This is a genomic window from Bradyrhizobium sp. LjRoot220 (assembly GCF_964252915.1).
Lineage (GTDB): Bacteria > Pseudomonadota > Alphaproteobacteria > Rhizobiales > Xanthobacteraceae > Bradyrhizobium.
In genome coordinates this window covers 474,871-487,702 of record NZ_CAXUPS020000004.1, presented here as the reverse complement: position 1 = coordinate 487,702, position 12,832 = coordinate 474,871, and the positions used below count along the sequence as shown (strand labels likewise).

General features: G+C 64.1%; 13 protein-coding genes. 4 read left to right on the top strand and 9 right to left on the bottom strand.

Annotation, left to right across the window (positions count from 1 at the left end; translation table 11 throughout):
- Positions 1 to 6 precede the first annotated feature (6 nt).
- The 6 genes from rpmG to topA form a co-directional block, all read right to left on the bottom strand.
- Entirely contained in the window at positions 7 to 174 is a 168-nt protein-coding gene (gene rpmG / locus ACSQ84_RS20735; RefSeq protein WP_027537094.1) for a 50S ribosomal protein L33, read from the bottom strand.
- Between the two features lie 126 nt (positions 175 to 300).
- On the bottom strand, positions 301 to 1,626 hold the full coding sequence (locus ACSQ84_RS20730; RefSeq protein WP_436213553.1) for an LLM class flavin-dependent oxidoreductase: 1,326 nt from the start codon (positions 1,624 to 1,626) through the stop codon (positions 301 to 303).
- A 269-nt stretch (positions 1,627 to 1,895) separates the two neighbouring features.
- Positions 1,896 to 2,633, bottom strand: a complete 738-nt coding sequence (locus tag ACSQ84_RS20725; protein ID WP_436213552.1) for an NUDIX hydrolase — start codon at positions 2,631 to 2,633, stop codon at positions 1,896 to 1,898.
- 51 nt (positions 2,634 to 2,684) lie between these two features.
- The gene (locus tag ACSQ84_RS20720; protein ID WP_436213551.1) at positions 2,685 to 3,125 is read right to left on the bottom strand and encodes a DUF983 domain-containing protein; all 441 of its coding nucleotides are present in this window, start codon (positions 3,123 to 3,125) and stop codon (positions 2,685 to 2,687) included.
- Positions 3,113 to 5,452 (bottom strand): ribonuclease R, encoded by a 2,340-nt coding sequence (gene rnr, locus ACSQ84_RS20715; RefSeq protein WP_436213550.1) that lies wholly within the window; start codon positions 5,450 to 5,452, stop codon positions 3,113 to 3,115. Before rnr ends, ACSQ84_RS20720 begins: the two co-directional genes overlap by 13 nt.
- On the bottom strand, positions 5,453 to 8,224 hold the full coding sequence (gene topA / locus ACSQ84_RS20710; RefSeq protein WP_436213549.1) for a type I DNA topoisomerase: 2,772 nt from the start codon (positions 8,222 to 8,224) through the stop codon (positions 5,453 to 5,455).
- 328 nt (positions 8,225 to 8,552) lie between these two features.
- On the opposite strand from topA, the gene ACSQ84_RS20705 reads away from it, so the two are divergent.
- Positions 8,553 to 8,696, top strand: a complete 144-nt coding sequence (locus tag ACSQ84_RS20705; RefSeq protein WP_436213548.1) for a hypothetical protein — start codon at positions 8,553 to 8,555, stop codon at positions 8,694 to 8,696.
- A 9-nt stretch (positions 8,697 to 8,705) separates the two neighbouring features.
- Here the strand turns inward: ACSQ84_RS20705 and ACSQ84_RS20700 are convergent, their stop codons facing one another.
- Positions 8,706 to 9,191: a winged helix-turn-helix transcriptional regulator gene (locus ACSQ84_RS20700; RefSeq protein WP_436213547.1), complete on the bottom strand. Its 486-nt coding sequence runs from the start codon at positions 9,189 to 9,191 to the stop codon at positions 8,706 to 8,708.
- A 101-nt stretch (positions 9,192 to 9,292) separates the two neighbouring features.
- On the opposite strand from ACSQ84_RS20700, the gene ACSQ84_RS20695 reads away from it, so the two are divergent.
- Positions 9,293 to 10,066 carry an SDR family NAD(P)-dependent oxidoreductase gene (locus ACSQ84_RS20695; protein ID WP_436213546.1) on the top strand — a complete coding sequence of 258 codons (774 nt, stop codon included), beginning with the start codon at positions 9,293 to 9,295 and terminating at the stop codon, positions 10,064 to 10,066.
- 123 nt (positions 10,067 to 10,189) lie between these two features.
- Positions 10,190 to 10,387, top strand: a complete 198-nt coding sequence (locus ACSQ84_RS20690) for a hypothetical protein (RefSeq protein WP_436213545.1) — start codon at positions 10,190 to 10,192, stop codon at positions 10,385 to 10,387.
- A 52-nt stretch (positions 10,388 to 10,439) separates the two neighbouring features.
- On the opposite strand, the gene ACSQ84_RS20685 is transcribed toward ACSQ84_RS20690, so the two are convergent.
- On the bottom strand, positions 10,440 to 11,048 hold the full coding sequence (locus ACSQ84_RS20685; RefSeq protein WP_436213544.1) for an FMN-dependent NADH-azoreductase: 609 nt from the start codon (positions 11,046 to 11,048) through the stop codon (positions 10,440 to 10,442).
- Positions 11,049 to 11,143: 95 nt separating this feature from the next.
- On the opposite strand from ACSQ84_RS20685, the gene ACSQ84_RS20680 reads away from it, so the two are divergent.
- Positions 11,144 to 11,557 carry a winged helix-turn-helix transcriptional regulator gene (locus tag ACSQ84_RS20680; protein WP_436213543.1) on the top strand — a complete coding sequence of 138 codons (414 nt, stop codon included), beginning with the start codon at positions 11,144 to 11,146 and terminating at the stop codon, positions 11,555 to 11,557.
- A gap of 90 nt (positions 11,558 to 11,647) precedes the next feature.
- Here the strand turns inward: ACSQ84_RS20680 and dprA are convergent, their stop codons facing one another.
- The gene (dprA, locus tag ACSQ84_RS20675) at positions 11,648 to 12,766 is read right to left on the bottom strand and encodes a DNA-processing protein DprA (RefSeq protein ID WP_436213542.1); all 1,119 of its coding nucleotides are present in this window, start codon (positions 12,764 to 12,766) and stop codon (positions 11,648 to 11,650) included.
- Positions 12,767 to 12,832: the final 66 nt, after the last annotated feature.

The window sequence follows — 12,832 nt, the reverse complement described above, 5'->3', positions numbered from 1 at the left end:
GCGAAATTACTTGATCTTGGATTCCTTGAACTCGACGTGCTTGCGCGCGACCGGGTCGTACTTCTTCTTGACCAGCTTGTCGGTCATGGTGCGCGAATTCTTCTTGGCGACGTAATAGAAGCCGGTGTCCGCCGTGGAAACGAGCTTGACCTTGATGGTGACCGCTTTGGCCATTGTTCAGAACCCTTGATGTGTGAAGATCGGGTGCCGGCCAAATCGGCCCGCATTTGTGCGGCAACCTAGCTTCTGATCGCCCAAAGTCAAGGTTTTCAGGGCAAAAACCGGCACGAAAGCCGGTAATTAACCCTCAAAGAACCGGTTTTTCGGCCTCGGCAGCCCCAAATTCTCCCTCAGGGTCTTGCCCTCATACTCTTTGCGGAAAATCCCGCGCTTCTGCAGTTCCGGCACCACCTTGTCGACGAAATCGTCGAGGCCGGCGGGCAGGAACGGGAACATGATGTTGAAGCCGTCGCTGCCGCGGCTGGTCAGCCATTCCTCCATCTGGTCGGCGATCGTCACGGGCGTGCCGACAAAGGAGAGCCCGCCATAACCGCCGACGCGCTGCGCGAGCTGGCGCACGGTGAGCTTGTCGCGCGTAGCGACATCGACCAGGCGCTGGCGGCCGCTCTTGCTGGCGTTGGTTTCGGGGATCTCAGGCAGTTGGCCGTCGGGATCGAAGCCCGAAGCGTCGGTGCCGAGCTGAACCGACAGCGAGGCGATGGCGCTGTCGTAATGCACCATGCTGTCGAGTTTTGCGCGTTTCTCTTTTGCCTCTTCGACACTGTCTCCGACCACGACGAACGCGCCCGGCAGGATGACGAGGTGCTCGGGGTTGCGGCCGACTTTTTCCATCCGGCCCTTGATGTCGGCGTAGAGTTTCTGGCTGTCGGCAAGAGAGCCGCCGCCGGTGAACACGGCTTCAGCGGTCTCCGCGGCCAACTGCCGGCCATCGTCGGAGGCGCCGGCCTGCACGATCAGCGGCCAGCCTTGCACGGGGCGCGCAATGTTGAGGGGACCTCGGACCTTGAAATATTTTCCCTTGTGGTCGAGCACGTGCATTTTGGCGGGATCGAAATAGAGCCCGGATTCGACGTCGCGCACAAAAGCGTCGTCGGCGAAGGAATCCCAGAGACCCGTGACCACATCATAGAATTCACGCGCCCGCTTGTAGCGCTCAGCGTGCTCCATGTGATCGTCGAGCCCAAAATTCAGCGCGGCATCCGGATTGGACGTAGTGACGATATTCCACCCCGCGCGCCCATTGCTGATGTGATCGAGCGAGGCGAAGCGGCGCGCGACATGATAGGGCTCGTCAAACGTGGTCGAGCCGGTCGCGATCAAGCCGATATGTTCGGTGGCGCCGGCGAGCGCCGACAACAGCGTGAACGGTTCGAACGACGTCACGGTGTGGCTGCGCTTGAGCGCATCGACCGGCATGTTCAGCACCGCCAGATGGTCGGCCATGAAGAAGGCGTCGAACTTGCCGGCTTCCAGCTTCTGGATCAGCTTCTTGATATGCGGGAAATTGAAATTAGCGTCCGGCCAGGCGCCGGGATAGCGCCACGCGCCGGTGTGGATAGAGACCGGCCGCATGAACGCGCCGAGCTTGAGTTGCCGCTTTGTCATTGGCCCCGTTTCCGCGTTCGTTAGCGTTGGGGAAAGAGATAGGCATGACGGCGCGCGGCGCCATCGGGGGCCGGCAGAAGAATTTTGCAATTTAAGGGATTGTGAGAGGATATTTGCCGTGACGCCAATACCGTCATTGCGAGCCACCGGGTCGCGCGAATGCGCGCCCGATGACAGGCTCCGCGAAGCAATCCATGGCGCGGCAGAACGGATGGATGGATTGCTTCGTCGCTGACGCTCCTCGCAATGACGGCGGGGGGAGCGAAACCCTACGCTCCCAGCACGTCCTTTTGCATCTTGCCGCCGTAGAAATGGAAGAACGGCACCGGCGCGTCATGGCGCAGCGGGCCGGTCGCGAGGCGGCGGTCGAGTTCGGCGAGCACGTTCTTGGTCATGGCATGCGCGTCGGCGAGCGGCGCAGAGCCGATCTCGACCCAGACCAGCTCCACCAGTTCGGCGTCGGCGTGGATCACGCCCTCGACCTTGTGGGCGATGGCGGATGCGTCAGCGGTAAAAAATCGCGTGTCGAACCGGCGGACGCGGCCCGGCGGGGTGATCGCGCGTGCGATCAGAAACAGGCTGGACGGATCGGGCAGCAGGCCGGCTTCCGAGAACGGCTGCCAAGCGCCATCAAGTTTTACAGGTTTTTCGACCTTGCGGCCAAGGCAAAGCCCGGTCTCCTCGCAGGCCTCGCGGATCGCGGCCACCGCCAGCGCGCGCGCACGCGAGGCCGAGATCTTGGGGCTGCCCTTGAGCAGGTTGGCTTCGAGTTCGCTGGTGATGGGGGCGGCGACGGGAACGCGGTTGTCCGACTTGTCGACACGGCCGCCGGGGAAAACATATTTGCCGGGCATGAACACGACGTTGTCGTGGCGTTTGCCGACCAGCACTTTCGGCTTGTCGCCGCTCCGATCGATCAGGATCAGCGTCGCGGCGTCCTTCGGTCGGAAGTAGGGATGGTGATCGGCTTCTTTTCCTTCGGCTATTGCAGGCGCTACGTCGGTCATTCCACCCCTCAGGCTCTTGTTCTTGTCGGTCTTGGTTCAGCTGGAGCGGCTCTAGACCGGCGGAATGTCGCCAGGGGCATTTTCGTCAAAGCCGTGCATGCGCAGCGCCCATTGCAGGCCGACCACGGCGCCCTTGACCGGTTGCAGCAACAGCAGCGACGACAGCAAGGTGAAGGGCAGGTAGATCGACATTTGAAGCCAGATCGCCGGCGAATAATTGGTTTCGATCCACAGCACCATGGGTACCACGATGTGGCCGACAATGACGATCACCAGATAGGCCGGCAGATCGTCGGCGCGGTGCGGCGTGTAATCGAGCCCGCAGGTCGCGCAGTGGTCATCGACCTTCAGGAACGCACGAAACAGCTTGCCTTCGCCGCAGCGCGGGCAGCGGCACATGAAGCCACGCTTCATCGCGGTCCAGAGATCGCGCTTTTCGCCCTTCACGGATTCCCTGGTCCAGACAGTCGTTGCGGGGCTCACCGTTTCCATGACTTGCCTCTCTTCGATTTGCCGGGCTTGGTTTTGCCCGGCTTGCGTTCCTTCGGATGCGGGCTACGGCCCGGACGCGTCTTCGACGGTGAGACCGGCGCGCTTGAAGCTTCGCGTCTGCCACCCTGTTTTCTGCCGCGCGGAATGACCTTGCCTTCAGATAGTAACTCGAACCGCAGCGCGCCAGCTACTGGTGCAGCTTCTACCAGACGTACGTCGACAACGTCCCCCAGCCGGTGCATGGCACCGCTGCGTGAGCCGACGAGCGCGTGGCGCGCCTCGTCATAGTTGAAATATTCGGTGCCCAGCGTGCGGATCGGGATCAGCCCGTCGGCGCCGGTATCGGACAATTTCACGAACAGCCCGGCGCGGGTGACGCCGGAAATGCGGCCCTGGAACGTCGCGCCGATGCGGTCGGCGAGGAAATGCGCGATCAGCCGGTCAGCGGTCTCGCGCTCGGCCTTCATGGCGCGGCGTTCGGTCACGGAAATCTGCGCGGCGACTTCGCTCAGCGTTTCCAGCGTCTCGGCCTCCGGCAATGCGCCTTCGCCGAGGTCGAGCGCGCGGATCAGCGCGCGATGCACGATCAGGTCGGCGTATCGCCTGATCGGCGACGTGAAATGGGCGTAGCGGCGCAGGTTCAGGCCGAAATGGCCGTAATTCTCGGCGGCGTATTCCGCCTGAGCTTGCGAGCGCAGCACCACTTCATTGACCAGCAGCTCGGCATCGTGACCCCTGACCTGGGCCAGCACGCGATTGAACAGCGCCGGACGCAATGCGCCGGTCTTCGCAAACGGCAGATCGAGCGTCTTCAAAAATTCCTGGAGATTGTGAACCTTCTCCTGGCTCGGCTCATCATGCACCCGGTAGATCAGCGGCAGCGCTTTCTTCTCCAGCATTTCGGCCGCGGCGACGTTGGCGAGGATCATGAACTCCTCGATCAGCCGGTGCGCATCCAGCCGCTCCGGCACGATGACGCGATCGACGGTGCCGTCGGGCTTCAGCAGGATCTTGCGCTCGGGCAGATCCAGATCCAAGGGATCGCGCTCGTCGCGCGCCAATTTCACCATCGTGTAGGCGGCATAGAGCGGTTTCAGGATCGGCTCGATGAGGGGGCCGGTGGTGTCGTCGGGCCGTCCGTCGATCGCGGCCTGCGCCTGCGCGTAGTTCAGCTTGGCGGCCGAGCGCATCAGCACGCGATGAAAACTGTGCGAACGCTTGCGGCCGTCAGCGCCGATCACCATCCGCACGGCGAGCGCGCCGCGCGGCTCGCCCGGCACCAGCGAGCACAGGTCGTTGGAGATGCGCTCGGGCAGCATCGGCACCACGCGATCCGGGAAATACACCGAGTTGCCGCGCATCAGTGCATCGCGATCGAGCGCCGAGCCCGGCCGCACGTAGAACGCGACGTCGGCGATCGCGACGTGGACGATGTAGCCGCCTTTGTTGTTCGGATCGTCATCGGGCGCGGCATGGACTGCGTCGTCATGGTCCTTGGCGTCGGGCGGGTCGATCGTCACAAGCGGCAGCTCGCACCAGTCCTCACGGCCCTGCAAGATCGCGGGCTTTGCCGCCTCGGCGTCGCGCAACGCTGATGGCGTGAAGGCTTGCGGAATGTCGTGGGCATGGATTGCGATCAGGCTGACCGCTTTCTCGGTCGCGAGCGAACCCAGTCTTTCCTTCACCTTGCCCGACGCCAGGCCGTAGCCGCGCGTGCGCACCAGGTCGACGCTGACGAGGTCGCCATCCTCGGCGCCGCCGGTGTCCGTAATTGCGATGTTCAATTCGCGGCCGGCCTGCTTCTTGTCGACGGGGACCAGCCTTCCGCCGCCATTGGGCAGCTTGCGAAAGATGCCGAGCAGGCGGGTCCTGGCGTGATCGACGACCTTGATGACGCGGCCGCGATAGGGCGTGCCTTCGGTGTCGTCGGTTTTCTCGACGCGCAGCAGTACGCGGTCGCCGATGCCGGCGGCGGTGCCGGGTTGCGGGCGGCGCGGGACGTGAATGCGGATCTTGGGTGCCGCGCCGAATTCCTCTTCATCCCATTCGGTGGGCGTGGCGAGCAGCTCGCCGTCGGTATCGCGGCCGGTGACGTCGGCCATCACAGTCGGCGGCAGCGCGGCGGGCTCAAGCACCTTGCGGCCGCGCTTGGCGATGGTGCCGTCGTCGGCGAGTTCGCGCAGGATTCGCTTCAGTTCGACGCGGTCGGCGTTCTTGAGGCCGAACTCGCGCGCGATCTCGCGGGTGCCGATCTTGCCTGGATTGGCACGGATAAAGGCAACGATGGCGTCCCGGGCCGGAAAGCCATTGTCGTGTTTTCTCTTCACTTATCCCCGGGCCTTGCCCGCGCTTTTCTTCGCAGGCGTTTTGGGTGCTGCTGGAGGTTTTGCTGCTGATGTCTTTGCCGCCGACGCGACCGGCGCGCGCGCCTTGCTGACGGCTTCCGATTTCGGCTTCGCCGCCGCCTTCTTCACCGCGGCCTTCTTGACCGGCTTTGGCGCGTTGGGATCAACCGCGGCCTTGGCACCGGCTTTGGCGGCTTTCTTCTTCGGCGCGGCTTTCTTGGCGCCGCGCTTCGGCTTGCCGCCGCCCTTGGCGGCGCGTTCGTCGATCAGCGCGATGGCTTCGGCGAGTGTGATGGTGTCGGGCGTCTTGTCGCTGGGGATCGTGGCGTTGACGCCGCCGGCGGTCACGTAGGCGCCGTAGCGGCCGTTCTTGACGGCAACGCCGCCGAGGCTCGGGTGCTCGCCGATCGGCTTGCCGGGATCGGCGCCGAAGCGGCGGCCGCTCGGGCCCTTCAGAATCTTTTCCGCGATCAGCGTCACCGCGCGATTGAGGCCGATGTCGAAGACCTCGTCGCCGGCTTCCAGGCTCGCATAGGTCTTCTCGTGACGCACGAACGGGCCGAAGCGGCCAAGGCCGGCGGTGATCGGCTCGCCGGTTTCCGGATGCTTGCCGATCTCGCGCGGCAGCGACAGCAGCTTGAGCGCGAGCTCAAGTTCCATATCGCCGGGCGACATGTTCTTCGGGATACCGGCGCGGCGGGGCTTTTCGCCCTCGGCATAATCCTTCTGCTCGCCGAGCTGGATGTAGGGGCCGAAGCGGCCGGCCTTCACCGTGACGTCGAGATCGGTTTCGGGATCCTTGCCGAGAACGCGGTCGGCGCTGGCTTCGCTGTCGGCGGCGAGCGGGCGGGTGTAGCGGCATTCCGGATAGTTCGAGCAGCCGACAAAGGCGCCGAACTTGCCGGCCTTCAGATTGAGCCTGCCGGTGCCGCAGGTCGGGCACTGCCTGACATCGCCGCCATCGGTGCGCGGCGGATAGATGTGCGGGCCCAGCATGTCGTCGAGCGCATCCAGCACCTCGGAGACGCGGAGGTCCTTGATGTCGTTGACCGCGCCGATGAAGCCGGTCCAGAAATCCTTCAGCACCTGCTGCCAGGAAATCTCGTTGTTGGAGATGCGGTCGAGCTGCTCTTCCAGGTTCGCGGTGAAATCGTATTCCACATAGCGGGTGAAGAAGTTTTCCAGGAACGCGACCACGACGCGGCCCTTGTCCTCGCCATGCAGCCGTTTCTTGTCGAGCTTGACGTAGCCGCGGTCTTTCAGCACCTGCAGGATCGAGGCGTAGGTCGAGGGCCGGCCGATGCCGAGTTCTTCCATCCGCTTGACCAGCGAGGCTTCCGAGAAGCGCGGCGGTGGTTCGGTGAAATGCTGGGTGACGGCGAGTTCCTGCCGCTTCAGCGCTTCGCCCGCGCTCATGGCGGGGAGACGGCGGGCGTCCTCGTCGTCGGCGTCGTCGTCGCGGCCTTCCTGGTAGAGCGCGAGGAAGCCGTCGAACTTGACGACCTGGCCGCTGGCGCGCAGGTCCAGCACGCGCGAGCCGGCCTTGGCGGTGATGTCGACGGTGGTGCGTTCCAATTCGGCCGATTCCATCTGGCTCGCGATGGTGCGGATCCAGATCAATTCATAGAGCTTGGCCTGATCGGTATCGAGACGCCGGCGCATTTCGGCCGGGCGGCGCGACATGTCGGTCGGGCGGATCGCTTCGTGCGCTTCCTGGGCGTTCTTGGCCTTGGTCTGGTACTGGCGCGGCGCGTCCGGGACATAGGCGTTGCCGTAATCCTCGCCGATCACCTTGCGCGCCTGCGTGATGGCCGAGCCGTCGATCTGCACGCCGTCGGTTCGCATATAAGTAATGAGACCGGTGGTCTCGCCACCGATATCGATGCCTTCATAGAGCCGCTGCGCGATCCGCATCGTATGCGCGGGCGCGAAGCCGAGCTTGCGGCTGGCTTCCTGCTGCAGCGTCGAGGTGGTGAAGGGCGCCTGCGGATTGCGGCGCGCCGGCTTGGCTTCAACGGTCGAGACCGTGAAGTTGGCGGCCTCGATCGCCTTCTTGAGATCTTCGGCTTCGGCACCGGTGCCGATGTCGAGCCGCTGGATCTTCTTGCCGTCGGCGCCGACCAGCCGCGCCTCGAAGGCGTCGCCGCGCGGCGTCGTCAGCGTAGCCACCAGCGACCAGTATTCGCGGGGGACGAATTTTTCGATTTCGAGCTCGCGGTCGCAGACCAGCCGCAGCGCGACGGACTGCACGCGGCCCGCCGAGCGCGCGCCCGGCAGTTTGCGCCAGAGCACCGGCGACAGCGTGAAGCCGACCAGATAGTCCAGCGCGCGGCGCGCCATATAGGCATCGACCAGCGCGCCATCGATCTGGCGCGGCGCCTTCATCGCATCGGTCACCGCCTGCTTGGTGATGGCGTTGAACACCACGCGCTCGATCTTGTGGTCCTTCAGCGCGCGCTTCTCTTTCAGTACCTCGAGCACGTGCCAGGAGATCGCTTCGCCCTCGCGATCAGGGTCGGTTGCGAGAATCAGGCGGTCGGCGCCCTTCAGGGCCTTGGCGATATCATTGAGCCGGCCGGCCGCCTTGGGGTCGACCTCCCAGATCATCTGAAAATTGGCGTCCGGATCGACCGATCCGTTCTTGGCGGGGAGGTCGCGAACATGGCCGAACGAGGCCAGAACCTCGTAGGAGGCGCCCAAATATTTGTTGATCGTCTTGGCTTTCGCCGGCGACTCCACAATGACGATATTCATGTCATTCCAATAGCTTACGGGAAAAGATAAAGGCCGGTTCCGCGAGACTCGCGGCCGCCGTTTCGACCCGAACATGGGTGGTGAGGCGGCCCCTGTCAAATCGACAGGTCATGAGCAGGGGCCACAAGGTTGCGACTTAGTATCTAAGAAGTTGCGAAATGCGTCCTAGAGTTGCGCCCGCAAAGGGGATATTTCTTGTTCATACTACAGGCGATTGGGTGCAAATTTTTTGAGCAAGGCGGGGGGCGGCCGAAAGCGCCCAGTTTCGGGCAGGAACCGGCGATCGGCAGCGGATGAAACGGGCGAGGAGGGCGGCCCCGACGAGGCCGTGGCCTTCATTGCGGAAACCGTTGCCGAACTGACCAAACTCGCCGGGCGCCACCGGCTTGAGGTGCTCAGCCATCTGCTCGGGATGGCGCAGCTGGAAGCCGAGGAGCGCCTGCGGCTGCGCAGCAAGCGCAAGCTGTCGTGAGCGCCGCGTTCAGGCCGAAATCGACCGTGGTCTTGCTGTGGTATTCGATCCCGAACGCGGTTTGACCGCCGTATCACCCGCGCTCAGCAACCGCCCATCCTGCGAATACAGTTCGAGCCTGCGAACCGGCCGGCCTTTTTCCTTGTCGACCAGGATGGTGGCGATTTCCTCAGGCCGATCGTCGAATTCCTCGCTCCATTGCCGCAACGCGACCAGGATCGGAAATACGCCGCGGCCCTTCGGCGTCAAAATGTATTCCTGATAGGCGCTGCCGTCGGAGGCGGGGGCCATTTTCAGGATGCCCTGATCGACCAGCGCGCGCAGCCGCACGGTGAGGATATTCTTGGCGAGGCCGAGACTTTTCTGGAATTCGCCGAAGCGGCGGCTGCCGAACAGCGCCTCTCGGATGATCAGCATCGACCACCAATCGCCGATCGCATCCAGCGATCGCGCGATCGGGCAGTCGTCGTTTTCAAAACTCGTTCGTTTCACCATCGCGATCTCCAGCTGACATCACGGTCCTTGTGTGGTTGCATTATAAAACTAGATGCCCTAGATAGCAATTTAGTTTAATAATGCAACCACTGGAGACTCCCGTGAGACTGGCGAACAAGACGGCGTTTATTACCGGCGGAAACAGCGGCATTGGCCTTGCGACAGCCAAGCTGTTCGTGGCGGAGGGGGCGCGGGTCGCCATCACCGGGCGCAACAAGGAGACGCTGGAGGCGGCCGCAAGGGAGCTGGGTCCGAACGCGCTTGCGATTCCTGCCGACGCCACCGACATCGCCGCCACCGAAGCCGCGATCAAGCAGGCGGTTGCGAAATTCGGCAAGCTGGACGTCGTGTTCGCCAATGCCGGCATCGCCGGCGGCACGCCGCTCGGCGCCGCCACGCTCGAAACCTTTGAGAACGTGATCCGGACCAACATCACGGCGGTATTCTTCACCGTGCAGGCAGCAGTGCCGCACCTCAACGACGGCGCGTCCATCATCCTCAATGGCTCGGTGATCTCGGTGCTCGGCAATCCCGGCTATTCGGCCTATGCGGCCAGCAAGGCCGGCGTGCGCGCGATGGCGCGGGTGATGGCGTCCGAACTGTCGCCGCGCAACATCCGCGTCAACGTGGTTTCGCCCGGCGCCATCCGCACCCCGATCTGGGGCGCCGCACTGGCGACCCCCGAAGCCGAGAAGATGTTCGAGAAGCGCATCGGCGCCACCACGCCGCTCGGGCGTATGGGCGAACCCGATCATATTGCGAAGACCGTGCTGTTCCTCGCTTCCGACGATGCCGCGCACATCCAGGGCCAGGAACTGTTCGTCGATGGCGGTGCTACGGCCTCGCCAAGCGGGGCGCCGATCTATCGGGGATAGGGCTCGTAATTCCGGCCATGTCGAAGCCGGCCGGCGGTTCCGATGACACCGATCTTGGACGCCGCCGGCTCTCGGCGCCCTGCGGCGGATTGGCGCTGAGCCAGAACGCGCATTGAACCCGGCGTGCAATTGCCTGAGATTCGAGAACAGGAGTTTCGCAAACAACCGGTGAGCCCAGTCGTGTCGAAAACCACTGGCATCTCCTCGACTCCGGCGGAAAATTCGGACACCGCGCAATTTGTTTCGGTCGCGCTGTTTTCGGGTGTCGGTCTCCTGGTGTCTTTGATTGTCGTTATCCTCCGCATCAACGGCGTCTTCTGATTGGAGCGGCTGCCGTAGCACACCTGGTGACGGCAACCGCTCTTGCATCAACTCAGGCGGCGTTCAGATTGCCCGCGGCTTTCAGCGCGCCGGCGACCGCTTTTTCGCGATGCTCGGGACCGACCTGGATTCCATCGGCGGAAATGAATTCCGGATTGGCGATGCCGATAAAGCCGAACACCCAGCGCAAATAGGTTTCCAGATGTTCGCCGACGGCGGCGGGCGTGCCGGGGCCGTAATATCCGCCGCGCGAGATCGCGACGATAACGCGTTTGTTGCCGGCCAGGCCTTCGACACCCTGCGGGCTGTATTTGAAGGTCTTGCCCGCCACCAGGATGCGATCGATCCAGGCCTTGAGCTGGCTCGGAATGGTGAAATTGTACATGGGCGCGCCGAGCACGACGATATCGGCGGCCAAGAACTCTTCCAGCACGGCCTGACCGGCGGCGAGGTCCGGCTGCAACGATGCCTCGGGCGTGGCGCCCTGGCCGGCCGCGAGGTGCGAGCCCGACAAATGCGCCAACGGCGTCAGCGTCAGGTCGCGATAGCCAATTTCAAGGCCGGGGGTAGATTGGTGCAGGCGGTCGACGATGGCGGCGGAAACCTGGCGGCTGACGGAGTGGGGGCCGAGGACGCTGGAGTCGATATGCAGAAGTTTCATGGGGTCACCCTAGGTATTGGTTTGTAACTGGCGCTATATGAGTGACTGTCCTAAAACCCCGCAAGAACGCACATTTTTGAAACCCGAGCACAGATTTGAAACCCGAGCACATCGATGTTCCTGTCCTGCCGCCCCGCGCTCACGAGAGCAGCGACTGCCGCGGCGTGGCCTCGATCCTGGCGCGGGTCGGCGACAAATGGAGCGTGTTCGTCATCATGATGCTCGGCGGCGGGCCGCTGCGCTTCAACGAACTCAAGCGTCTGGTGGGCGGCATCTCGCAGCGCATGCTGACGCTGACGCTGCGCGGCCTGGAGCGGGACGGCCTCGTCACCCGGACCGTATTCCCGACCATTCCGCCGCGGGTCGATTATGAACTGACCGATCTCGGGCGAGGGTTGTCGAAGCCGGTCGAAGCGCTCGGCAAATGGGCGTTCGATCACCGGGTCGAGATCGAAAGGGCCCGCAGCGGTTTCGACGCGCGTAATGATAACGCGCGTAATGATAAGTAGTTAGGTAATGGTAATGCGACACCCCTTTCTTTGCATGGGGTTGTTTTCGCGATTTTTATGCCTCGGCCCTGCCGAACAGGCGCTGCATTTCTAAACCAGCGACACCAGCCCGCCGCCGTGGCGCTCCAGCCGGCCGGCCAGTTCGAGTTCGAGCAGCACCGACCGGACGATGGCGGGCGAGGCGTCCGACATCCGGATCAGGTCGTCGAGGCTGATCGGGCTCGGTCCCAGCAGATCGACGATGCGCTTGCGTTCGCTTGCGCCGGCGTCAAAGTCCAGCGGCTCGCCCTCGGGCTCGCGCAGCCCAAACGCGACCGGTCGCTCCATGATCGGCGCGACCGCGTTGATGACGTCGCTGGCTTCCGTGGTCAGCGTCGCGCCTTGCTTGATCAGGTCGTTGGTGCCTGCGGCGCGCGGATCGAGCGGCGAGCCGGGGACCGCAAAGACCTCGCGGCCCTGTTCGGCGGCCATCCGCGCCGTGATCAGCGATCCCGAACGATGCGCGGCTTCGATCACGACGACACCCAGCGAAGCGCCCGAGATCAGGCGATTGCGCCGCGGAAAATCGCGGGCGCGCGGGACGTGGCCGAGCGGCATTTCGGAAATCGCGCCGCCCTGTTCGAGCAGCGCGGTCAAGAGGTCAACATGCTCGGGCGGATAGATCCGGTCATGGCCGCCGGCCAGCACCGCGACCGTGCCGCTCGCAACCGTGGTCCGATGCGCGGCCTGATCGATGCCGCGCGCCAATCCGGAGATCACGACAAAGCCGGCATCGCCGAGGTCGCGCGCGATCTGGCCTGCGAATTTCAATCCGGCGCCGGACGCATTGCGGGAGCCGACGATCGCGATCATCGGCCGCATCATCACCTCTAGCGCGCCGCGGATGGCGAGCAGCGGCGGCGCATCGTCCAGCGTGGCGAGCCGTGGCGGGTAGCCGGCTTCGCCGGGCGCGACCAGAGCGACGCCGATTCTGCTGCTGGCCGCGAGTTCACCCCGCGCGTCGTCCTCGCTGCAGATCCGCCCCGATCCCGACGCGCCGCCACGCCGCGCCAGGTCGGGCAGCCGCTCCAGCGCGGCGCGGGCGCTACCGAAGTGGCGGAGCAGGGAGGCGAAGGTGCGCGGCCCGACATTGTCGGAGCGAATGAGCCGCAACCGGTCGATCCGCTCGGAATCGGCGAGGTCAGGCGCGCTGGGTGTTCGCTCGTGCATGCGAGGTGCAGCTTTGCCCAACCGGAGATTGCGATCAACACCTGTTCTCACGGCTGCCATGCTTAG